The sequence below is a fragment of the Xanthomonas sp. D-36-1 genome (assembly GCF_017746155.1).
Classification (GTDB): domain Bacteria; phylum Pseudomonadota; class Gammaproteobacteria; order Xanthomonadales; family Xanthomonadaceae; genus Xanthomonas; species Xanthomonas cissicola.
Window position 1 is genome coordinate 1 of sequence record NZ_JAGHWR010000046.1, and the last position, 23998, is coordinate 23998.

General features: G+C 65.8%; 17 protein-coding genes. 8 read left to right on the top strand and 9 right to left on the bottom strand.

Annotation, left to right across the window (positions count from 1 at the left end):
• Positions 1 to 17 precede the first annotated feature (17 nt).
• The 4 genes from J7367_RS14245 to J7367_RS14260 form a co-directional block, all read right to left on the bottom strand.
• Complete coding sequence (locus tag J7367_RS14245; RefSeq protein ID WP_057662508.1) at positions 18 to 1184, bottom strand: lysozyme inhibitor LprI family protein; 1167 nt, start codon at positions 1182 to 1184, stop codon at positions 18 to 20.
• Positions 1184 to 2785, bottom strand: coding sequence for a hypothetical protein (locus tag J7367_RS14250; RefSeq protein WP_057662424.1), 1602 nt, complete (start codon positions 2783 to 2785; stop codon positions 1184 to 1186). The genes J7367_RS14245 and J7367_RS14250 overlap by 1 nt, the downstream gene beginning before the upstream one ends.
• A 138-nt stretch (positions 2786 to 2923) precedes the next feature.
• Positions 2924 to 3988, bottom strand: coding sequence for an FG-GAP repeat protein (locus tag J7367_RS14255; RefSeq protein ID WP_057662427.1), 1065 nt, complete (start codon positions 3986 to 3988; stop codon positions 2924 to 2926).
• A complete protein-coding gene (locus J7367_RS14260) occupies positions 3955 to 4428 on the bottom strand; it encodes a DUF3574 domain-containing protein (RefSeq protein ID WP_057662432.1) in 474 nt (157 codons plus the stop codon). Before J7367_RS14260 ends, J7367_RS14255 begins: the two co-directional genes overlap by 34 nt.
• 221 nt (positions 4429 to 4649) lie before the next feature.
• On the opposite strand from J7367_RS14260, the gene J7367_RS14265 reads away from it, so the two are divergent.
• The 6 genes from J7367_RS14265 (at position 4650) to J7367_RS14290 (ending at position 17066) form a co-directional block, all read left to right on the top strand.
• Positions 4650 to 7085 carry a TonB-dependent receptor gene (locus tag J7367_RS14265; protein ID WP_057662435.1) on the top strand — a complete coding sequence of 812 codons (2436 nt, stop codon included), beginning with the start codon at positions 4650 to 4652 and terminating at the stop codon, positions 7083 to 7085.
• Between the two features lie 331 nt (positions 7086 to 7416).
• Entirely contained in the window at positions 7417 to 8175 is a 759-nt protein-coding gene (otsB, locus tag J7367_RS14270; RefSeq protein ID WP_057662437.1) for a trehalose-phosphatase, read from the top strand.
• Positions 8176 to 8223: 48 nt separating this feature from the next.
• Positions 8224 to 10002 carry a glycoside hydrolase family 15 protein gene (locus J7367_RS14275; RefSeq protein ID WP_057662441.1) on the top strand — a complete coding sequence of 593 codons (1779 nt, stop codon included), beginning with the start codon at positions 8224 to 8226 and terminating at the stop codon, positions 10000 to 10002.
• Positions 9999 to 11366 (top strand): alpha,alpha-trehalose-phosphate synthase (UDP-forming), encoded by a 1368-nt coding sequence (otsA, locus tag J7367_RS14280; protein WP_039568127.1) that lies wholly within the window; start codon positions 9999 to 10001, stop codon positions 11364 to 11366. Before J7367_RS14275 ends, otsA begins: the two co-directional genes overlap by 4 nt.
• 667 nt (positions 11367 to 12033) lie before the next feature.
• Complete coding sequence (locus J7367_RS14285) at positions 12034 to 14472, top strand: glucose/quinate/shikimate family membrane-bound PQQ-dependent dehydrogenase (RefSeq protein WP_176215047.1); 2439 nt, start codon at positions 12034 to 12036, stop codon at positions 14470 to 14472.
• Between the two features lie 725 nt (positions 14473 to 15197).
• On the top strand, positions 15198 to 17066 hold the full coding sequence (locus J7367_RS14290) for a methyl-accepting chemotaxis protein (protein WP_057662448.1): 1869 nt from the start codon (positions 15198 to 15200) through the stop codon (positions 17064 to 17066).
• Between the two features lie 212 nt (positions 17067 to 17278).
• On the opposite strand, the gene J7367_RS14295 is transcribed toward J7367_RS14290, so the two are convergent.
• The 4 genes from J7367_RS14295 to rluD are packed head-to-tail and all read right to left on the bottom strand — an operon-like array spanning position 17279 to position 20036.
• Positions 17279 to 17713, bottom strand: coding sequence for a thiol-disulfide oxidoreductase DCC family protein (locus J7367_RS14295; protein ID WP_057662452.1), 435 nt, complete (start codon positions 17711 to 17713; stop codon positions 17279 to 17281).
• On the bottom strand, positions 17700 to 18206 hold the full coding sequence (locus J7367_RS14300; protein ID WP_057662455.1) for a DUF4166 domain-containing protein: 507 nt from the start codon (positions 18204 to 18206) through the stop codon (positions 17700 to 17702). The genes J7367_RS14295 and J7367_RS14300 overlap by 14 nt, the downstream gene beginning before the upstream one ends.
• Positions 18207 to 18226: 20 nt before the next feature.
• On the bottom strand, positions 18227 to 19039 hold the full coding sequence (gene pgeF / locus J7367_RS14305; RefSeq protein WP_057662458.1) for a peptidoglycan editing factor PgeF: 813 nt from the start codon (positions 19037 to 19039) through the stop codon (positions 18227 to 18229).
• 1 nt (position 19040) lies between these two features.
• The gene (rluD, locus tag J7367_RS14310; protein ID WP_003488615.1) at positions 19041 to 20036 is read right to left on the bottom strand and encodes a 23S rRNA pseudouridine(1911/1915/1917) synthase RluD; all 996 of its coding nucleotides are present in this window, start codon (positions 20034 to 20036) and stop codon (positions 19041 to 19043) included.
• A 120-nt stretch (positions 20037 to 20156) separates the two neighbouring features.
• On the opposite strand from rluD, the gene J7367_RS14315 reads away from it, so the two are divergent.
• Positions 20157 to 21038 (top strand): outer membrane protein assembly factor BamD, encoded by an 882-nt coding sequence (locus J7367_RS14315; RefSeq protein WP_005915798.1) that lies wholly within the window; start codon positions 20157 to 20159, stop codon positions 21036 to 21038.
• Between the two features lie 313 nt (positions 21039 to 21351).
• Positions 21352 to 22329 carry a hypothetical protein gene (locus J7367_RS14320; RefSeq protein WP_057662461.1) on the top strand — a complete coding sequence of 326 codons (978 nt, stop codon included), beginning with the start codon at positions 21352 to 21354 and terminating at the stop codon, positions 22327 to 22329.
• A gap of 18 nt (positions 22330 to 22347) precedes the next feature.
• Here J7367_RS14320 and J7367_RS14325 read toward each other — a convergent pair whose 3' ends face one another.
• Complete coding sequence (locus tag J7367_RS14325) at positions 22348 to 23988, bottom strand: NAD+ synthase (protein ID WP_057662465.1); 1641 nt, start codon at positions 23986 to 23988, stop codon at positions 22348 to 22350.
• Positions 23989 to 23998 lie beyond the last annotated feature (10 nt).

Sequence of the window (23998 nt, forward strand, 5' to 3'; positions counted from 1 at the left end):
AGTTGATCAGACCTTCCTTAGCCCGCGAAATCCAACCGCGCATTCACCCAAGCCGCGACAATGGCAGCGGCAACCTGTTCGGCTTGCCTGGCCGGCATGCGCTTTTCGCTTGCCACCCAGGCGGCTGTCTCTGCGCGCACCTTGGGCAACAGCGTGCGCATGGCGTTACGCTCGGCTACCGGCCAGTCGCTGTCCTCGCCGGACCACGCAGCAATCGCCTGATCCGGATCGTTGCCGTAGCGCTTGCGCAATTCCGGCTGCAGATACAAGGCCGGCGACACGGCAGCGCGCAGCGCGATGATTTGCCACTCCGCGTAGCTGGCGTAGCGAATGGTGCCCGCGTCCTTGCTCAAGGCTTCGATCAGCCCTGCGAACCCGGCATCCAGCTGTTTCCAGCTCGGTCGCGCGAACAGCCCACCAGGCGGCTCGCAGATCGGCGCGAAACTGTCGCGTGTCGAGCCATAGAGCGGACCGAACGCGTCATAGGCCGGCTCGCCCACTGCAGCGAAAATGAAGCAATGCACGTACGGCCGCTCGGAACGATCCTCGCGCTCGATCCACATGCGCAACAGGGTCAGCACACGCTGTTGCTGTTGCATGGCAGGCGCGCCATCCACATCGTCGAGCAAGGACGCTGCGAAATCGTCGGTCTTGCGTAATGCCTTGCGTGCGCTTTCAAAACGCGCGTTCGCCAACGCCGCATCCACGCCTGCGGCAGGCACGAAGTGATGCAGATACGCCAGCCATGCCGATGCCAGCGGCGCGTCGTAGCCCTGCAACTGGCGCGCAGCGTCCGCTGGCGTTTTCGGGATGCTGGCGATGATGCGGTCCAGCGTTTGCTGCTGGGCGTCGAGTGTCTTGCCCAGCGCATCGACCCTGGCCTTCAAACTGCGTTGCAGGCAGTCATCCACCTTGGCGTCCTGCGCGCAGGCATTGCGCTGGCGCAACCAAGCGCGTTGCTGATCGCGTACTGCGGTGAGCGAGGCACGCGGCGCGGTGTCCAGCACGCCGCGATACGCCTCATCCAGTTGATCGTCCAATTGACCGAGCGCAGGCACGGCGCACAGCCGCTTTTCCACCGGCGTCCCCGCCTGTTTGCAGTCGAACGACGCCGACCATGCGGCGCCAGCACTCAGCACTAACGCACCGCCCACAATGCACCGCACAACCGGCATCCGATCAATCACTGCAACGCCTCCTTGCGCGCTGGCAGCAGCGACAGCAACAGCAGCGTCGCCGCCAGGGTCACATAGGCACCGACGAACTGCCAGCTGATCACCCGCGCCAGGCCTTGCAGCGACCACGGCAGATAGATGCCGCCGCGCGGGTCCACCGAGTGGATCAGGCCGAACAGGGTCAGCCCGGCAGCCACCAGCAGGAAGACCGCGCCGCGTCGTAAGCGGCCATCGATCATCGCCGCCACCGTGGCGATCCACAGCATCGCGGTGATGATGAAGCCATTGCCCAGCGCGAAGATCACTGCCAGCTCCGGCAGGCCGTGGCCATCGACCTTGCTGGTCAGCGCGACCAGCTGATCCGGCGCAATCCAGCCCGGCGCCTTGATGGTCAACAGGTACGCCACCGAGGGCAAAAAGCCCAGCACCATCGCGCCGGCGTGCTGTTTGGGCGTGGCCTGGAATGCCTGGGTGGTGATGTCGATCGAGACGTACACGATAATTGGCGCCAGCACGGCCAGCGGCAGCCATTGCACCAAGCCGCTGATCACCCCGAGCATGCCACCGATCCCGACGAAGACCCCGGTCAGCAGCGTATAACCGGAGCGCGCGCCCATGTGCTTGTACGCGGGCTGGCCGATGTAGGGCGTGGTCTGCGCGACGCCGCCGCACACGCCGGCCACCAGCGTGGCCAGGGCTTCCACCAGCAGGATGTCGCGGGTGCGGTAATCATCGCCGGCCGCACGCGCGCTCTCGCTGACGTTGATGCCGCCCACCACCATCAACAAGCCGAACGGCAACAGCAACGGCAGGTAAGCCACCGTGGCCGGCAGGCCGTCGATAAAGCCCAGCGTCGGCAGCGGCAGCACGATCTGCGGCGGATTCCACGCCGGCAAGGCGAAGCCGGGGGCACCCAATCCCGCCAGGCCAAGCCCGTAATACAACGCGGTGCCGATCACGAACGCCACCAGCACGCCGGGCAATTTGGTCGGGAGGCGGCCCTTGGCGAGCAGCACGTACAGCAGCAGGCCCAGGGTGACGAAGCCGGCCACCGGCGAACGTAGCGTTTCCAGCAGCGGCAACAAGCCCATCAGCACCAGCGCGATACCGGCGATGGAACCGAGCAAGGCCGCACGCGGCAGCGCGCGCGTCACCGCTTCGCCTGCGAACGACAGCACCAGCTTGAGCAGGCCCATCACCACCAATGCAGCCATGCCGAGTTTCCAGGTGGCGATCGCGGCGGCCTGCGGGTCCAGCCCCTGCGCCTTGAAACCGGCAAATGCCGGGCCGAGCACCAGCAGCGCCATGCCGATGCTGGTGGGCGCGTCCAGGCCCAGCGGCATGGCGGTGACGTCGTCGCGCCCGGTGCGCGCGGCCAGCCGCCGCGCCATCAAGGTGTAGAGGAGATTCCCCACCAAGACGCCGAACGCGGTGCCGGGGAACATGCGCGCGAACACCACCTCGGCCGGGAACTGGAAGATGCCGACCAAGGCCATCGCGATGAAGCCGAGGATGGACAGGTTGTCGACCACCAGGCCGAAGAAACCATTGAGATCGCCAGCGACGAACCAGCGCGGATCAGCCGCAGGACGCGAAGAGGGAGCCGACATGAGAACCAAACAAGCGTGGGGGGTCGGCCGATGGTAGCCGCTGCATTGCAAGGGCGACAGCGGCGCGGTGGATCAGAGCGTGTCGTGGCCAGAGGCCATCGGGCTGTCCGTGAGCAGGCAGCCCGGCGCCATCGCCCGCTACTGCATCGCTGCATCCACATCGATCCAGCCCAGGCTGTCGCTGCGGCCGGCACTGCGATAACGCACCTGCAGCCGCCTACCATCGGCGCTGACGTCCAGCGCATCGGCCTGATCGCCGCGCACCAGATAGCGCTTGCTGGCAGTGGCCGTCGGCGTGGCGTACAGCGGCAAACGCGCCACCTGTACGTGCAGTTGCACCGGCATGGGTTCTTCGAGCGTGGTGCCGATTTCGCTTGCCACCTTGGTGCCGCGCGGGTCGTACATCGGCCACACCGATAACGGCATGCCATCCTCGCTTCCCGAATCCAGCAAGGTCTGGATCTGCGGCGACTCGATCCGCTGCTGCGTCCGCCAGACGTACAACCGCCCGCCAGCGTCGTAGCGGTAGACATCCGCGTACCACATCGGCCCACTGCGGCAGGAACTGGTCAGGCTGCGTTGCTGTTGATCCGCAACCAGATTGAAGAATCCTTCGCACTGCACCGTCGGCCGCGTCGGTGCAGCGAGCGCATGAAAGCGGCGCTTTGCAGGATCGAACACAAAGACCCACACCGCCTCGTTGACCTGACCCAGCATTGCCGACACCGCAAGATCCGGGCGCCCATCGAAGTTGTAGTCGTCGCTGCGCAGCTGCGCGCCGCCCTCGCCATCGTCCACATTCGCGTCGAACCATTGTTCGGCATCGCCGGGAGACAGCACCACATGCAGGCGCTGGCCGACCAAGGTGGCGGTCGCATGGGTGTGCGCATCTAGCGTTAAACGAAGACTTGTGTCGTCTGCCGCAGCGCCGAACGCCAGCCCGCCTGCCATCGCAACCAACAGTGCGCACGCGGTGCGCATGGACGGCAACTGCAACGCGCCAAGGCGCATGCGCAGCTGGCCAGAAACGGTGCGCAGATACGCGCTCCCCGACGACGCATGCGATACCCGCCCGCGCCGGAGGACGCGCGGCATACGACCACCAACGCCGGCGAGCGTGGTGGCCGGCACCTGTACGGACCTGTCAGTGCGCAAGCCAGGCCACCGACTCAGAACGAGACCTCGACCGGCTGCCGCGACCACAGCACCGACTGGTGTCTGGTGGCCTGCTTCCAGGCCAGCCGGATCGCCTCGATGTCGCTGCGCCGTTGCGGGGTGTCTTCGTGCAGGATCACCAGCACCTTGGTCCCCAGCCGGTTCGGCTCCTTGGCGCCGCGGAACAACCATTGGCCGTAGGCGTCGAACACGGTCAGACCATCGGGGAAGCGCGGAGTCACTTCCTTGTCCAGAAACGCGCGCCATTGGGTTTCGTCGATGGTGCGGGTCTGCGGGCGGTCGGCCGGGCCGGATTCCTCGCCGACGCCGAAATACAGCTCGCTGCGCACCCAACCCCGTGCCGCCGCCGGCCGCGCTGCATCGCCCTGCAGGCTGGCAGTGGTCGCGGTCGGCGCGGTGCCGGGCGTGGTGGCGCATGCGGTCAGCGCCAACATGGCGGCAAGCAGGCAAGACGGCAGCAACTTCATCGACTTCTCCACAACAGATCGGGGGACAGGATTTGGGGCAGGCTCATGCAAGGCTGATATCAGCTCATGCCGGCGCGCACGGACTGTGCCATCTCGCGCCGGCCTGAACAACGCGATAATATCTTTCCATCCGGATGAATGTGGACAATCCGCCCTCTTTGCGCCCAGCCCGGCCGGATGCCGACCGCGCGGCGCGTTGCAGTTGCAGGAGAGAGAACAGCATGACCCGCCCCACCCTTTCGGTGATTGGCCTGGCCATCGCCGCCGTGCTCAGCGCCAACGCGCAAGCCCAGCAGGCCGATGCCGGCGCCACCACCCTGGACACCGTGATCGTCACCGGCACCCGTGCCAGCGACCGCACCGTACTGGAATCGACCGTGCCGGTGGACGTGCTCACCGCCGAAGACATCCGCAAGGCCGGCGTGGTCAACGGCGAGCTGGGCAGCGCACTGCAGGCGCTGCTGCCCTCGTTCAACTTCCCGCGTCAGTCCAACTCCGGCGGCGCCGACCATATCCGCGCCGCGCAGCTGCGCGGGCTCTCACCCGACCAGGTGCTGGTGCTGGTCAACGGCAAACGCCGCCACACCTCTGCGCTGGTCAACACCGACAGCAAGATCGGCAAGGGCACCACGCCGGTGGATTTCAATTCGATCCCGATCAACGCGATCAAGCGCATCGAAGTGCTGCGCGACGGGGCCGGGGCGCAATACGGCTCGGATGCGATTGCCGGGGTCATCAACGTGATCCTGGACGACAACCCCGAGCGCGGCGAACTGGAAGCCAACTTCGGCGCCTACAACACCGATGTGAAGCCGATCGACCGTCGTGTCACCGACGGCCAGACCAGCTACGCCAGCGCCAAGGTCGGCTCGCTGCTGGGCGACGACGGCGGCTTCTTCAAGGTCGGCCTGGAACTGAAAAACCGCGAGGCAACCAACCGCGCCGGCTTCGACCAGATTCCCTCGTTCGAAGAACAGACCCCGGCCAACCTGGCGCTGCGGGGCCAGCGCAATTACGTGCTCGGCGATGGCGCCACCAAGGGCCTCAATGCCTGGCTCAACACCAAGGTTCCGTTCAGCGCCAGCGGCGAGTTTTACGCCTTCGGCACCTACAACCAGCGCGATACCGAAGGCGCCAATTACTTCCGTTACCCGGACAGCAGCGCCAACTGGCGCGAGATCTACCCCAACGGCTACCGCCCGATTTCCGAAGGCGAGAATCGCGACCTGCAACTCGTGGCCGGTGCGCGCGGGCAGTGGGGCAACTGGGATTACGACGCCAGCGTCAACTACGGCCGCAACGACTTCACCTACCGGCTACGCAACTCGCTCAATGCATCGCTGGGGCCCGGCAGTCCCACACGCTTCAAGACCGGCGATTTCGCCTTCGCGCAGACCGTGGGCAACCTCGACCTGACCCGCGTGTTCGACGCCGCCGGCGCCACCCATACCTTCGGCACCGGCGCCGAGTTCCGCCGCGAGCAATACCGCACCCACGCCGGCGACCCCGCCAGCTACGCGGCCGGCCCGTTCACCGATCGTCCCACCGGCTCGCAGGCCGGCGGCGGGCTCACCCCGCAGGACGAAGCCGACCTGTCGCGCAACGTGGCCAGCGCCTACGCCAACGTCTCCAGCCAGTTCGGCGACAAGTTCTCCACCGACCTGGCCGGCCGCTACGAGCATTACCAGGATTTCGGCAGCCAATGGACCGGCAAGCTGGCCGCACGCTACGCGTTCGCACCGGCCTTTGCGCTGCGTGGTGCCATCTCCAACAACGTGCGCGCGCCTTCGCTCAGCCAGATCGGGTATGAAGCCACCTCCACCGGTTACGACGCCGCCGGCCGCTTGACCCAGGGGCGCCTGTTGTCGGTCAACAACCCCATCGCGCGCGGCCTGGGCGCCACCGATCTGAAGCCGGAAAAGTCGGTCAATTACAGCCTGGGCTTCACCAGCAAGCTGGGCGATCACTTCGACGTGTCGCTGGACTTTTTCCAGATCGATATCGACGACCGCATTGCGCTGTCCGAAGACATCACCGGCGATGCGCTGACCAGCTTCGTGCAGCAGAACTACGGCGTTACCGGCGTGCAGAGCGCCAGCTATTTCCTCAATGCCGCCGACACCCGCACCCGCGGCGCCGAGCTGGTCGCCAACTGGCGTCAGTACGCCTTTGGCGGCGACCTGCTGCTGACCGGCACCTACAGCTACGCCAAGACCGAGTTGGAAAACATCATCGCCACCCCGGCCCAGCTGCTCGCACTGAACCCGGAGTACGTGCTGTTCGGCGTGGAAGAAAGCAATACGCTTACCGACGCCGCACCGCGCACCCGCGCCTCGCTTGCCGCGAACTGGAGCAACGAGCGCTGGAACCTGCAGACGCGCGTCAACCGCTACGGCAGCGCCACCCGCGTGTTCGATTTCGGCGGCGACTTCGTACCGCGCCAGACTTACGGCGCCGAGTGGCAACTGGACCTGGAAGCCGAATATCACCTGGGCACGCAATGGACGCTGGCCATCGGCGGGCAGAACATCCTGGACAACTACTCGGACCGTTCCATCGACGACATCGCCTACTTCGGCAACCTCCCTTACGACGTGCTCTCGCCGATCGGCAGCAACGGCGCGTACTGGTATGGGCGGGTGCGGTACAGCTTCTGATGCGGGAATCGGGATTCGGGATTGGCATGAGCAGCATTGCTGCGAATCCCTAATCCCTAATCCAGATTGGCCTTGCCTCCACTACGACACCGTCCAGGCAATCGGCAATCGTTGGCATTGGAGATTCGAGATTGGCAGGCGTGGCCCTGCCATGCATACCCGGTGCCCAAGACGGTAGCGGAACTGACTGGCAGGGCCATGGCGAACGCCATCAAAGGCGGTTCGCGATCGGGATTGGCGCGCCCTGCTTTGCACGAATCCCCAATCCCGACTCCCCAATCCCCGCCGTTCCATAACCTGAATCTCACACCGCTTTGCGCACACTGACCTGATGGCAGACGCGCATCCCCCCCTACCGTCGCCGCCATTGCTGGACGATGCATGTGCATTGTTCCTGGACGTGGACGGCACCCTCATCGACTTTGCCGACCGCCCCGAGGCGGTGCAGCTATTGCCCGAAGTGCGCGAGGCCATCGGCCTGCTGAGCAAGCGCCTCAAGGGCGCCGTTGCGCTGGTCAGCGGCCGGCCACTTGCCCAGCTGGATGCTCTGTTCGCCCCCTTGCTGCTGCCGGCCGCCGGTCTGCACGGGCATGAACTGCGCAGCGATCTGGCGGCACGCGCGGCAATGCCGCAAGACAGCTCCGAGTGGCTGCACGGCCTGCATCAACGCGCCGCGGCGCTGACCCACCAACACCCGGGCGTGCTGGTCGAAGACAAGGGCGCCAGCGTGGCGCTGCATTGGCGCGCCCGGCCGCAGGCCGGCCCCGAGGTGCTCGCCTTCGCGCAGCAGGAAATCGCACGGCTTTCCGGCTATCGCCTGCAGCCCGGCGACCACGTGGTGGAATTCGTTCCCGAGGGCAGCAACAAGGGCCTGGCGGTCGAACAGCTGATGCAGCACGGCACCTTCGCCGGCCGCACGCCGGTGTTCGTCGGCGACGACCTCACCGACGAATTCGGCTTCGACGCCGCCAACCGGCTCGGCGGCTGGAGCGTGCTGGTGGGCAATCGCGCCCAGACCAGCGCGCGCTTTCGCGTCGATGGCACCGCCGACGTCCACGCGTGGCTGCAGCGCAATGCACGCAATCGCTGAGCACAGCGCACCTTCTCTCCTTCACTTCAACAGGATCGTTTGCACTCCATGACCGAGCCAAACCTGGATCTGGGCGTCATCGGCAACTGCAGTTTCGGGGCACTGGTCGATCGGCAGGCACGTGTGGTGTGGAGCTGCCTGCCGGCATTCGACGGCGACCCGGCCTTTTGCACGCTGCTCTCGCCCAAGACCGAAGGCGGCGACTTCGCCGTGGAACTGGAAGATTTCGCCAGCAGCGAGCAGCACTACCTGCCCAATACCGCCGTGCTGCGCACAGTGTTGCGCGACAGCAAGGGCGGCGAGGTGGAAGTCATCGATTTTGCGCCGCGCTGGCGCAATAACGGGCGCTTCTATCGGCCTGTCAGCATCATTCGCCAGATCCGTCCGCTGAGCGGCAACCCACGCATCATCGTGCGCGCCCGCCCGCTGGCCGATTGGGGCGGCCGCACGCCGGACACCACCTGGGGCAGCAATCACATCCGTTGGGTGTTGCCGGAATTCACCCTGCGCCTGACCACCGATGTGCCGGTGCGCTTCGTACGTGACGGCCTGCCGTTCGTGCTCAGCCATCCGGTGAGCCTGGTGCTGGGCGTGGACGAATCGCTGACCCGCTCGCTCACCGGTTACGTGCAGGAAGCGCAGGAACGCACCGAAGAATATTGGCGCGAATGGGTGCGTTACCTGTCCATTCCGCTGGACTGGCAGGAAGCGGTGATTCGCAGCGCGATCACGCTCAAGTTGTGCCAGTACGAAGACAGCGGCGCGATCATCGCGGCAATGACCACTTCGATTCCGGAAGCGCCCAATACGCCGCGCAACTGGGATTACCGCTATTGCTGGCTGCGCGATGCCGCCTTCGTAGTGCGCGCGCTCAACCGGCTTGGCGCAACCCGCACGATGGAGCAGTTCATCGGCTACATCTTCAATATCGCCACCACCGACGGCACCATGCAGCCGCTGTACGGCATCGGCTTCGAATCGCAGCTGGAAGAACACGAAGTTGACACCATGGCCGGTTACCGCGGCATGGGTCCGGTGCGGCGCGGCAACCTGGCATGGATCCAGCAGCAGCACGATGTCTATGGCAGCGTGGTGCTGGCGTCCACCCAGCTGTTCTTCGACCTGCGCCTGAAGGATCAAGGCGATGCGGACACCTTCCGCCGGCTTGAACCGCTGGGCGAGCGCGCCTATGCATTGCATAACGTGCCCGACGCCGGCCTGTGGGAATTTCGCGGCCGCGCCGAAGTGCATACCTACACCGCCGCGATGTGCTGGGCGGCATGCGATCGCCTGTCCAAGATTGCCGACCGGCTGGCGCTGCCCGAGCGCAGCACCTACTGGCGCGAACGTGCCGACAGCATCCGCGAGCGCGTATTGAACGAGGCCTGGAACGAGGAACGCGGCCATTTCACCGATACCCTCGGCGGCCATCGGCTCGATGCCTCGCTGTTGCTGCTGGCCGATATCGGGATCGTGGCCAATGACGACACTCGCTTCGTGCGCACGGTCGAGGCGGTCGGCCGCGTGCTCAAGCACGGCGATGCGCTATACCGCTACATCGCACCGGATGACTTCGGTGAGCCGGAAACCAGCTTCACCATCTGCACCTTCTGGTACATCGACGCACTGGCCGCGATCGGGCGCAAAGACGAGGCGCGTGAATTGTTCGAGCGCATCCTTTCGCGCCGCAATCACCTTGGCTTGCTGTCGGAAGATCTATCGTTCGAGGACGGCGAAGCCTGGGGCAACTTCCCTCAGACCTATTCGCATGTTGGCTTGATCATCGCAGCGATGCGCTTGTCGCGGAGCTGGCAGGAGGCGTCATGAGTCGTTTGGTGGTGGTATCCAACCGTGTTGCAGTGCCTGGCGAAAACCGCGCCGGCGGCCTGGCGGTTGGCTTGTTGGCAGCGCTCAAGGAGCGCGGTGGCATGTGGTTTGGCTGGAGCGGCAAGACCGTGCGCGGCGACAGCGGTGGCATGCACGAGCAGACCGAAGGCGACATCACCTTCGTCACCATGGACCTCAACAAGCGCGACATCGATTCGTACTACAACGGCTTCGCCAACCGCACGCTGTGGCCCTTGTTGCACTTCCGCCTGGATCTGGTCGATTACGATCGTGCCACCCGCGAAGGCTATCTGCGCGTCAATCGGCTATTTGCCGAAAAACTCGCGCCACTGCTGAAAGACAGCGACACGCTGTGGATCCACGATTACCACATGATCCCGCTCGGCGCGATGCTGCGCGAGCTGGGCGTGGGCTGCAAGATGGGCTTCTTCCTGCACGTACCGATGCCATCGGCCGATCTGGTGCAGGCCATGCCCGATCACGCGCGCCTGTTCAGTACCTTCTACGCATACGACCTGGTCGGCTTCCAGACCCAGCGCGATGCCGAACGTTTCAAGGCCTATGTACGCCTGTTCGGCGGCGGCCGCATTCTGGAAGGCGATCTGGTGGAAGGCCCGGGTGGGCGCCGCTTCACCGCTTCTTCGTTCCCGATCGGGATCGATACCGACCTGATTGCCCACCAGGCCAAGGCGTCTGCCGGCAAGCAGGCGGTACGCGATCTGCGCGAAAGCCTGCGTGGCCGTCAGTTGGCCATCGGTGTGGACCGCCTGGATTATTCCAAGGGCTTGCCGGAGCGCTTTCAGGGTTTCGAGCGCTACCTGGAGCGGTACCCGGATCAATCCGGCAGCCTGACCTATCTGCAGATCGCGCCGGTCTCGCGCGGCGATGTCACCGAATACCGTCAATTGCGCAGCCAGCTCGAACAGATCGCCGGCCACATCAATGGCGGACATGCGGAGCCGGACTGGACGCCGCTGCGCTACGTCAACCAGAACTTCAGCCATGCCACGCTGACGGGCTTCTATCGCGCGGCGTCGGTATGCCTGGTCACGCCACTGCGCGATGGCATGAACCTGGTTGCCAAGGAATTCGTGGCTGCGCAGGACCCGGCAGATCCGGGCGTGCTGGTGTTGTCGCTGTTTGCAGGTGCAGCCGATGAAATGAAGGAAGCGCTGCTGGTCAACCCGCACGATCTGGATGGCGTGGCCGACGCGATCGCCACAGCAGCAAGCATGCCGCTGGCAAGCCGCATCGAACGCTGGCACGCAATGATGGACCACCTGCGCAAGAACAATATCAACCACTGGCGCCAGCGCTATCTGCAAGCGCTGTCTGAGGTGTAGGGCAAACCTTTTCCCACCAGCCATTGTTCTCCTCGATAAAGGAGACGGTGCCCGAAATGCGGACGTGGGTGCGGCCGCAATCAGACTGAAGTTCTGATTTTCCAGAGACGCGCTGCGTGACGCAGCCATATTGAGCAGCTGCGGCGTTTGGCCAATGCGTGACGCAGCCATATTGAGCGGCTGCGGCGTCTGGCCAAGCTGCCCCGACGCGCAAGGGGTGAATACCTCGCACGTCGACAGTCTGCAGCTGCGATCGACGCGGCAGTCACACGCAACGCCACGTGCGCCCCTGCATCCGGCTCTTCAATCGTAGTCGCGCTCAGCAGCAGCGCATGTCGCCGACGGCTGTGCAAGTACCGCACGCACTTCGCGAGGCGTTCAAGATCCGCATGTTACCGGTGCCAAACGTGCAGGTTGGAACGCTGGTTCCTATTCCGTCACGGACAAAGGGCGTTCGGGGGTCTAAAATATTTGCATGATTAGCGCTGAGGACCCTGGGAGGGGCTGCGCGTTCATAGCGTTCGACGTTCGTATCTAGATCCTGGGCCGCGTGTTGGCGCCTGCGATCGCTCTCCCTCCACGACTCGCCACCGCTCGCTGGTGCCTGAGTCCTTCCTGACATCTCAAAATGACTGATCAATCCTCAAAACGTGGGCTAGGCACCTGGTTGCTGGTGGCCTATGCCGTGGTGATCGCCGTGCTCGGCGCGGTGCTCGCCTATCAGGGCAGCCGCCTGGTGGCCGTGGGCGGCTCCTGGTATTACCTGATCGCGGGTATTGCCCTGTTCCTGGCGGGCGTCCTGCTCGCGCTGGGCAAGCGCGCCGGGCTGTGGCTGTTTGGCGCCACGCTGGCCGGCACCATCGCCTGGGCGCTGTGGGAAGTGGGCCTGGATGGCTGGGGCTTGGTGCCGCGCCTGGCCATGATGTCGGTGCTCGGCCTGGTGCTGCTGCCGTTCTGGGGTGTGGCGCGTCGTCGCATGCAGCCACTATCCGGGCCGGGCTATGCGCTGGTGACTGGCGTGCTGCCGATCCTGGGGGCGGCGCTGATCCTGTGGCCGCTGCTGATGCCGCGCAATGTCGAGCTGGCCAATGCCTCCACGCTGCCGGCCGACAACGCAACGGCCTTCAGCCGCGGCACCGTGCCCAGCCCCGACGGCAACGTCGCGGCCAACCACGACGCCAGCAACTGGACCTCCTATGCCGGCTCCAACCTGTCCAACCACTACACCCCCGGCGCGCAGATCACCCCGGACAACGTGAAGAACCTCAAGGTGGCCTGGGAATTCCACACCGGCGATCTCAAGCCCAAGGATTCCAAGCTGGGCTACGCCTTCCAGAACACCCCGCTCAAGGTCGGCGACCTGCTCTACATCTGCACCCCCACCCAGAAGGTGATCGCGGTGGAAGCAGCCAACGGCAAGGAGCGCTGGCGCTTCGATCCGCAGACCAACCCGAAGGCGATGGCGGGTGTGGCTGCCACCACCTGCCGTGGCGTGTCGTATTACCAGGCACCCGAAGGCACCGCCGAGTGCCCGACCCGGATCTTCTGGCCGATGGTCGATGGCCGCCTCGGTGCGCTGGACGCGCAGACCGGCAAGCTGTGCACCAGCTTCGGCAACAACGGCTATGTCGATCTGAATGCGGGCACCGGCAACACCAAGCCGGGCTTCGTCGGCCCGACCTCGCCGCCGGTGGTGATGCGCGGCGTGGTGATCCAGCCGACCGGCCAGGTCCGCGATGGTCAGGAAGGCGATGCGCCGTCCGGCGTGGTGCGTGGCTTCGATGCGCTCACCGGCCAGCTGCGCTGGGCCTGGGACCTGGGCAACCCGGCGATCACCGCCGAGCCGCCGGCCGGCCAGACCTATACCCGCTCCACCCCGAACGTGTGGTCGCTGATGGCCGCCGACGATGAGCTGGGTCTGGTCTATCTGCCCACCGGCAATGCGTCCGGCGACTTCTTCGGCAAGGGCCGCACCCCGCAGGACGAGGAATACACCGCCTCGCTGGTTGCGGTGGATGCCGCCACCGGCAAGGAGCGTTGGCATTTCCGTACCGTCAATCACGACCTGTGGGATTACGACATCGGCCCGCAGCCGAACCTGGTCGATTGGCCGGTCGCTGGCGGCGGCACGCGTGCTGCGGTGATCCAGGCGACCAAGTCCGGCCAGGTGTTCGTGCTGGACCGCGCCACCGGCGAGCCGATCATGCCGGTCAAGCAGATCCCGGTACCGCAGGGAACCGACCACGGTGACTGGACCGCTGCCACGCAGCCGATCTCGCCGGGCATGCCCAACACCGTGGGCGCGCCGAGCCGCGAGTTCGAAAAAATCATCGAATCCGATGCCTGGGGCATGACCCCGTTCGACCAGTTGGTGTGCCGTATCCAGTTCAAGCAGCTGCGCTACGAAGGCATGTTCACCCCACCCACACTGCAGGGGTCGCTGGCTTTCACCGGCAACCACGGCGGCATCAACTGGGGTGGCGTTTCGGTGGACCTGCAGCGCGGCATCATGGTGATGAACAGCAATCGCCTGCCCTACACCCTGCAGGTGTATACCCGCCAGAAGATGGACGAGCTGGGCGTGGTCTCAGTGTTCGACGGCAAGAGCAAGACGCCCGGCTACATGGCGCAGAAGGGCCTGGCCTACGGCGCACGCAAGGAGCCGTGGATGTCGCCGCTCAACACCCCGTGCGTGGCACCGCCGTGGGGCTACATCGCCGGTGTCGACCTGCGCACGCAGCAGGTGATCTGGCGCCGTCCGTTGGGCACCGGTTACGACCAGGGGCCGATGGGTATCCCGTCCAAGACCAAATTCGAGATCGGCACGCCCAACAACAGCGGCTCGCTGGCCACCGCTGGCGGGGTGACCTTCATCGGCGCGACCCTGGACGACTTCATGCGCGGTTTCGACAGCCGCACCGGCAAGCAGGTCTGGGAGACCCGCGTCCCCGCCGGCCCGCAGGCAGCGCCGATGAGCTACACCATCAACGGCAAGCAGTACATCGTGGCTGCCGTCGGTGGACACGACCGCATGGAAACCAAGTCGGGCGACAGCGTCATTGCCTGGGCCCTGCCGGACGATGCGCAGGCCGCGCCTGCCAAGTGACGGCCGCGCTCCACGCACCGCGCGGCCAGGCAGTGCGCTGAGGCGCATCAGCGCATGCAGTCTGCACTGCATCGGCCGCTGCGCCTCACCCGCCTGGCTGCGTGCTGGCGCATAGGCAACCTGCCGTCGGCCCGGGGCCGACGGACGCATCAATCAAACCGGTCGTCGCGAGACGGCCGGTTTTTTTGTGCGCGCGCATCCCGGTGCGGCCAAGACTCATGGGGTCCAAGTCGGGGATGTCCGCCCAGCGCAAGACGCGCGACCGACGTGCGTTGGCTGTCAAACCTGCGTCGCGGACGTCCGGATACACGCCAACCTCCGAGGCCGGCGCCCCCATGCAGCAGCCAAAGGCCTGTGTGGGTGCCAATCCAGAGCCCGCGCAGGTCGACAAGCCAACCCGCACCATTTCCGGAGGGGTTTGGCCACCCTAAATCGCAGTTCGCCGACATTGCAGGGCATTCGACCCGCATAGAGATTTTTCACGCGGAATTTACAATCAAATTGACGCGCGGGCGCATTTGATCGCACCCGACGCACATACCCTGACGAACTGAAATCGCTTCCATATCAATGACATCCCGCCATTTCGAGACTTGGTTTCCACATTCTGACGAACGGCGCCTTCACATCATCATGATTCGGACTCAGCCGCCGATACCCCCATTGCGGGCCATGGACTGCCGATACCGCTCCCCCTTCTCAGATCACCCAGCTGGACTCAGCCTATGTCGCTTGCACACGATGCCGCCCCCGTTGCCCAACCGCCTGCCGGTCGGCACGTTGCGCGCGCTACCTGGACCGCATGGCTGCCCGCCGCTGCACATATCGCGCTGCTGGCGTTGCTGGCCTGCTATGCCGCCACGCTGGTACCCGGCGGCTTCCTGAGCGGGCTCGGACGCGTGCTGCCCGCCCTGCTGGTGTTGGGCGCGGCAAGCGCCGGGCTCTGGTGGTGGTCGCGCCGGCGTCACGACGGCCAGTTGCAGCAGGCAATGCGCGCGGCGGTGGCGATCGGCGAAGGACGCACCCAGCGTCTGGACCTGCGCAACGCCTCCGGCGACCTCGCGCCGTTGCTGCATGCGTTGCAGGATGCCAAGGACAAGCTCGCCATCCGCATCGACGTGATGGAGCAAGGCCTGCGCCATGGCCAGTTCGTGATCAAGGCGCTGGACGATCTGGACACCATGATCCGCATCGCCGACGACGATGGCCAGGTGCTGTTTGCCAACCGCAAACTGCTCGCCATGCTCAAGCTGATCGAGCCGGATGTACAGAGCTTCCGCCCCAGCTTCCATGCCGAAGGCTTCGTCGGCGGCAGCATCGGCGACATCTATCCCGACAGCCAGGCCGCGATCGACCGCATGCGCGCGTTGAATGCCTCCAAGGCCGTGCGTGCGCCGTTCTTCGGCCGCCAGATCGACTTCGTGTACAGCCCGATCATCGCCGCCGACGGCACCAAGCTCGGCACCATCGCGCAGTGGATGGACGTCACCGCGCAGGTCAATGCCGAGCAGGGACTGATCCAGATCATCGACGCCGCCTCCGCTGGCGATTTCAGCCGTCGCATGCAGATCGACGGCATGGACGGTGTGCTGCTGAGCCTGGCGCAAGGCATCAACCGCATCTACGACTCGGTGGAAACCCATCTGGCCGCACTGGCGCGCGTGATCGGCGCGCTGGCCGAAGGCGACCTCACCCAGCGTGTGGATGGCGATGCGCACGGTATCTTCGCGCGCTTGCGCGACGACACCAACCAGACCGTCACCCGCCTGACCGAGATCATCGGCGGCATCCAGACCGCATCGGACACCATCCGCCAGGCCGCGGTGGAAATCGCCGCCGGCAACATGGATCTTTCCGAGCGCACCGAGCAACAGGCGGCCAATCTGGAAGAAACCGCCAGCTCGATGGAAGAACTCACCTCCACCGTGAAGCAAAACGCCGAGAGCGCGCTGCAGGCCAATCGCCTGGTCGTCGGCACCGGCGACGTGGCGCAGAGCGGCGGCCAGGTGATGGACGAGGTGGTCGCCACCATGGGCCAGATCAGCACCGCCTCGCGCAAGATCGGCGAGATCATCGGGGTGATCGACGGCATCGCGTTCCAGACCAACATCCTGGCACTCAATGCCGCAGTGGAAGCCGCACGTGCCGGCGAACAGGGCCGCGGTTTTGCGGTGGTCGCCTCGGAAGTGCGTGCCCTGGCGCGGCGCTCGGCCGATGCGGCCAAGGAAATCAAGACGCTGATCGCCGATTCCACCGACAAGGTGGAGCTGGGTTCGGGCTTGGTGCACCGCGCCGGCGCGACCATGCGCGAGATCGTCGGCTCGGTCAAACACGTCACCGACATCATGAGCGAGATCACCTCGCCCAGCGCCGAGCAGTCCAGTGGCATCGAGCAGGTCAACCGCACGGTCGCGCAGTTGGACGAGGTCACCCAACGCAACGCCGCGCTGGTGGAAGAAGCCACCGCCGCCGCGCGCAGCTTGGAAGAACAGGCGGTGGAACTGGCCGATGCGGTCTCGATCTTCCGCCTGCAATCCGACACCCGCCCGAGCACCTCCAACCTCGCGCGCGCCAGCTTCCACAACGCGGCATAAGCCCGGCATGCTTGGCGATTCGTAGGAGCGCACCCGGGCGCGACCGGGTTTGGGCAGAAATGCCATCCATCAACAGCTGCGCTGCTGAGGCCAGCCGAGCGAGGCGCAGCATCGCCCCGTTCCTGCGTAGGTTCGCGTTGCGTTGCGTTGCATCGCAATGCGATGCGATGCAGCGCACCTCAGGCCAGCGCCCCGATGCCGGGCGCACTGCGTCAGTCCAGAAACCGCGCGTGCTGCTCGGGCGTGGGCAGCAGGCAGTGATCGCTGCGGCCGAACCAGCGGTAACGATTGCGTGCGATCAGCCGGTAGCCGAGATCGCGCACGCGACGTGGGACCAGGCGCAGCACCCCACTCAGCCGCCAGAGTCCGCCCAATCCCGCAAGCACGCGCACGATCGCGTCGCTGTCGGTCCAGGCACCGGTGGCGTCCACCAGTAGAAACGACAGGGGGTCGTCTGGGTCCAGACCGTGCTGCTGCAACAGTGCGCGCCCGGCTTGCCCCTGCATGGCAGCAAAGCGATAGCGCCCACGCCGATCGTGGCGCAGCAGGAATTTGACCCAGCCATTGCAGAGCAGGCACACGCCGTCGAAGACGATGGTGGCGCGCCCCACAGGCGGCGCAGCAGGCGATGGATCAGCGCGGTTCAAGCCAGCCCTCGTAACGAATGAACGGTCCTACCAGCGGCAACTGCACGTCCACCAGAAACCCGTAACGGCCGTCGTCGGCATGCTCGCGGCAGCGCACCTGCCGGAACCAGCGTGCAGGCAACCGCATCATCCCGAACGCCCACACGCCGGTAGCCTGCCAATACAACGATTGCGCATCGGCCTGCAGCGAAAATTCAAAGCGCACCGCACCCAGGTGTTCGCCCAAGCTGTCGCCATGGCGCCATAGCCGCGAATGCATCGGCATGCCGTCAAAGCGCCGATGCCAGCGCTCGCCGTGCGTGTCGGCCAGAAAGTCCACTTCCACCGCCACCTCGCCGCTACGCGGCAGACGGCTCAGCAGCGCCAGCAACGGCACCAGCGCATGTCCACCGCGCTGAATCTGTGCGCGTCCGGCAAAGCGCTGCCGCTGCCGCACCGAGTGCAGCGCGCGCACTGGCGCAGGCAGTTGCGCGAACGCGTCCTGCCCCAGCACTTGGGCGAACAGGGGCGTGTTCAGGGGACAATCCAGGCCAGTGTGGCCATGCGTCCGCTGCGGCGATCGCGACGGTGCGAGAAGAAGCGTTGCGGCTCGGAAATGGTGCACAACCCGCCGCCATGCACCGCATCGGCCGGCACGCCGGCCTGCTGCAGCCGCTGGCGTGCCAGCGCATACAGATCCACCCGCCAGTGCCCCGGGCGCGTGGCGACAAACGCGCGTTGCGCCTGTGCATCGTGCGCAACGAAGGCGTCGAACACGTCCTCGCCGATTTCATACACCTGCGGTCCCGCGGCCGGCCCCAGCCAGGCCACCAGTCGCTGCGGTGGCGTCCGCATTGCGGCCATGCTGCGCTCCAGCACGCCGTCAGCCAGCCCGCGCCAGCCGGCATGCGCAGCAGCAACTTCGCTGCCATCGACGGCGGCGAACACGACCGGCAGGCAATCGGCCGTGAGGATTGCCAGTACCACGCCAGGCGCCGACGTCACTGCAGCATCGGCGACCGGTTCGTGCGCGCCTGGTCGCTGATCCGCCGCGCGCTCGGCGGAATCGGGCGCAGCGGGTGGTGCATCCAGCCGCACCACGTCCACGCCATGGACCTGCCGCAGCCAATGCGGCGTGCTCGGCAGCTGCAGGGTCGCGGCCAGCAGCGCTCGGTTGCGCTCCACCTGCTCGGGCACATCGCCTTCGGCGCTGTTGCGGTTACCGAGGTTGAGCGTGTCGAACGGCGGCAGCGAGCCGCCCAGACAGTGACGCAGCGTGGTCAGCGCACGGATGCGCGGCGGCGCCGGCCAGTCGGCTGGCAGGATGAAGGCCGCAGCCATGGACATCTCAGCGGCGTGCCAGCTCGGCGGCGCGTGCGCTGTCTTCGCGCAGCACAGTCATCAGGCGCTGCAGATCGGCCGGCACCGGCGCGCTGGCCCGGACCGGCTCGCCGCTGACCGGATGCAGGAATTCCAGGGTTTCAGCGTGCAGCGCCTGGCGCTTGAAGGTGCGCAATTCGTGCACCAGCTCATCGGTGGCGCCCTTGGGCAGCTTGAGCGCGCCGCCGTACAGCGGGTCGCCGACGATTGGCGATTTCAGGTGCGCCATGTGCACGCGGATCTGATGGGTACGCCCGGTTTCGAGCCGACATTCCAGCGCGGTGTGCGCACGGAAGCGCTCGCGCAGGCGGTAATGCGTGACCGCATCGCGGCCATCGTCGCGTACCGCCATCTTCAGGCGGTCGCGCGGGTGGCGATCGATCGGGGCATTGGCGGTGCCGCCGGAGACCAGCGCGCCCACCACCACGGCCAGATACTGGCGATGCACCTCGCGCGCGGACAGCTGCTCCACCAGCGCGGTCTGCGCCTGCACGGTGCGCGCTACCACCATCACGCCGCTGGTGTCCTTGTCCAGGCGATGCACCACCCCGGCGCGCGGCACCGAGGCCAGCGCCGGGTCGCGGAACAGCAGCGCATTGACCAGGGTCCGGTCCGGATTACCGGCGCCCGGATGCACCACCAGGCCGGCCGGCTTGTCGATCACCAGCACCTGCTCGTCTTCGTACAGCACGCTCAGCGGGATGTCCTGCGGCGCAGCGTGGGTCTGGGTTTCCAGCACCACCTGCACCTGCACGCTCTCGCCACCGCGCAAGGTATCGCGCGGGCGCGCCATTTCGCCGTCCAGCAGCGCATCGCCGGACTTGATCCATTCCGACAGCCGCGAGCGCGAAAATTCCGGGAACAGCTCGGCCAGCACTGCGTCGAAACGGCGTCCGGCGGCGTTGTCGGGCACGATCGCCTGGCGGATGGACGGGTCGAGGGGTTCGGCAGATGGGTCGGACATGGACACGGGCACTCGGGCAAAAGCGGGAATTTGGGGGTCCGGGCGGCGGGAGTCAGTCGCCGGACAGGCCACTAGGCTATCATCGCGCTTTCGTTTTCCTGATGCGTCCTGCCCAGACCCATGATCCGACGGTCCACGTTTTCCGCGCCTGCGCGCCTGATTGCCCTCATGCTGGTCATGGCGTTCGTCGTCACCGGCTGCCACCGCGGCGCCAAGGACAAGAATCCCGACGAGGGCATGCCGGTCGAGCAGCTCTACGGCAAGGGTCATAACCTGATGGAGAAAGGCAACTGGGCCGGCGCCGAAGCCAGCTACAAGCGCCTGATCGCCCAGTACCCGTATGGCCCGTACACCGAGCAGGCGATGATCGAAACCGCCTACGCCCAGTACAAGGCCGGCAAGCACGACGACGCCGTCTCCAGCGTCGACCGCTTCATCCGTACCTACCCGACCCACCGCAACATCTCGTATCTGTACTACCTGCGCGGGCTGGCCAACAGCAACCGCGACACGGTGTTCCTGCGCCGCGTGTGGTCGCTGGACCCGAGCCGCCGCGACCTGTCTTCGCCGCAGCAGGCCTACAACGATTTCAATACCGTCACCGATCGCTACCCCAACAGCCGTTACGCCGCCGACGCACGCAAGCGCATGATCGAGTTGCGCGACATCTTCGCCCAGCATGAATTGGACAACGCGCTGTACTACCTGCGCCGCGATGCCTGGGTGTCGGCCGCCGGTCGTGCCAACTACCTGCTCGAAACCTATCCGCAGAGCGCCTTCCAGTACGACGCGGTCGCAGTGCTGGCCGAGGCCTACACGCACCTGGGCAACAAGACCTTGGCAGCCGACGCACGCCGCGTGCTGGAGCTCAACGACCCGCAGCACCCGTGGCTGACCGGCAACTGGCCGAAATACCCGTGGGCCATCCGCAAGCTCAACCCGTTTGCCGGCGAAAAATCCGCCGCGACCGGGCAAAGCAATTCGCAGATGAATCGCGACTGAGATATCAGGCGCAGCGCATGACCGAAAAGAGGCCGAAAGGCCTCTTTTTTGTTGCGGCGATGCTGACGGCAGCACCGCACGTGCAACACCGACGACGACACGGCGGCGATTGCCGCCGCTAACGCACCTGCGGCGTGCAGTCGCTTGCCCTGCGCGCAAACGCATTGCCGGAGCCTGTGCGCGCATCCTGGAACCTTGCCGGAGCCGGCATCTGCCTGGAACCGGCCCCAGGTCACCTCATGCCTCGGGCCTGCTGTCTATACTCATCCCGAACCAGTTCCGACTGCCTGCGAGCGCCAGCCAAGGAAGCCGCATGTCTCGTGCCCTCATCGCTTTGCTGCTCATGCTCTGGCTGACGGCCGTGACCGCCAGCGCCACCGCAGCCCCCATCGTCTACGGCGTCAACGCCCACGACAGCCGCCCCGGCTACGCCCTGACCCAGGCCGAGGCACGCTTCAAATTGCTGGCAGCACGCAACCTGCGCAGCTACCGGTTCGATATCGATCCGCGCGACTACGCCACGCTGGATGCGCTCGTCCCCTTGGCGCGCAAGTACGGCATCACCCTGCGCCCGATGGTCTACCCGATGTCGCGCGAGATCGGCTACCAGCTGGCACGCCGCTATGCCACAGACATCAAGGTCTGGGAAATCGGCAACGAACAGGATCTGGTCCGCGCCGAAGCCGACACCCGCATCGCCGCAATGACCACGATGTACCTGGGCATGCGCCAGGCATCCGACGAACTGGGCGCCGGCCTGCGCTTCACCATCAACATCACCGCCTGCAATAGCGACGATCGCAGCGCCAACGCGCGTTGCCCGGGCGATCGCAACGGCTCCCTGTGGTTTTTGGCAAAGGCCAAAGCGGCCGGCTTCAACTTCGACCACATCAGCTTACACTACTACGCGTTCTACCAGGATGCCGGTTACTGGACGGACTTGTATCTGGGCCAGCTGCGCACTGCCGCGCGCACCTACAACACCCCGGTGTTCTTCAACGAGCTGAACTGTGCGGAGATCTATACAGGCAGCACCACTGGCGGCAGCGCAGGTGACCGTGGCTGTTACGACAGCCTGGCGCAGCTGTTGCGCAATGTGCGTGACAACTATGCCGACGTGGTGGCCGAGGTGAATGTCTACGAATTACTGGACCAGGCCACCATCCAGGGGCCTGAAGGCCACTTTGGCCTGATGTACGACCTGGCCCGACCAAAACCGCCCCTGGATCTGCTCACGCGGTTCGCCCAGCCGCCAGCCAGCGCAGCGGCAACCACTGCGTCAGCCGAGTGACCGGATTCGCTGTTCGAATTACTGCCCGCGATACCCGTTGGTGATCGGATAGCGCCGTTCGCGACCGAATGCACGCCGCGACACTTTGGGCCCGGGCGCGGACTGATGGCGCTTCCACTCATTGAGCCGCACCAGGCGCAGCACATGCTCGACGGTATCGGCCGCGTAGCCGGCCGCAACGATGTCGTCGCGCGACTGCTCCTGATCGACGTAGCGATACAGGATGCCGTCGAGCACATCGTACGGCGGCAGCGAATCCTGGTCGGTCTGGTTGTCGCGCAACTCAGCCGACGGCGGGCGCGCGATCACCGCCGGCGGAATCACCGGTGCGCCGCCGACGGTGTTGCGCCATTTCGCCAGGCCGAACACCTCCGTCTTGTACAGGTCCTTGAGCGGCGCATAGCCACCGCACATATCGCCATAGATGGTGGCGTAGCCCACTGCGTATTCGCTCTTGTTGCCGGTGGTCAGCACCAGCCCGCCGAACTTGTTCGACAGCGCCATCAGGATCACGCCACGGCTGCGCGACTGCAGGTTTTCTTCGGTGATGTCCGGCTGGGTACCTTTGAACATCGACCCCAGCGCGCCGAGCAGGCCTTCGAACGCCGGCTCGATCGCGATGGTCTCCAGCTTCACGCCCAGCGCGCGGCATTGCTCGTCGGCCAGGTCGTTGGACAGATTGGCGGTATAGCGCGACGGCAGCCGCACGGCGGTCACGTTGTCGCCGCCCAGCGCATCCACCGCCATCGCCAACACCAGTGCCGAATCGATGCCGCCGGACAGGCCCAGCCAGACCTTGCTGAAGCCATTCTTGCGGCAATAGTCCTGCAGCCCGCGCACCACCGCGCGCCAGGCCAGCGCGTCCATGCTCTCGTCGCCGTCATCCACCCATACCACCGGCGTGAAGCTGCGCTCGCCGGCCGCGTAGTCCACCACCAGCCACTGGTCCACGAACGCTGCCGCGGCGGGATGCACGGTGCCGTCGCCATCGGCAACCACCGAGGCGCCATCGAACACCAGTGCATCCTGCCCGCCCACGACGTTGAGATAGGCAATCGCTGCCCCGCTCTCGCGGGTGCGTTCGGCCAGCAAGGCATCGCGTTGCGCATGCTTGCCACGCTCGTACGGCGAGGCATTGGGCACCAACACCAACTCCGCGCCTGCCCGCACCGTGTTGGCCAACGGCTCGGCGAACCAGAGGTCTTCGCAGATCACCACGCCCACCTGCACGCCCTTGACCGTGACCACGCAGTTCTCGCCATCCGGGTCCACGTCGAAATACCGACGCTCGTCGAACACCGCATAGTTGGGCAGTTCGCGCTTGCGGTAGGTGGCTTCGATCCGCCCGTCGCGCAACACGCTGGCGGCGTTGTAGACCACGCTGCCGGCGCTTTGCGGCCAGCCGACCACCGCCACGATGCCGCGCGTGGCCGCCGCAATCCGTGCCAACGCCTGTTCGCAATGAGCGAGGAATCCCGGCCGTAATAGCAAGTCTTCCGGCGGATACCCGCTGATCGCCAATTCGGGAAACAGCACGATGTCGGCCTCGAACTCGTCGCGCGCCGCTGCGATGTACTCGATGATGCGATCGGTATTCTGCGTCACGCCGCCGACCGGGAAGTCGAACTGGGCCATGGCGATGCGGAGGGTCTGGGACATATCGGCAGCC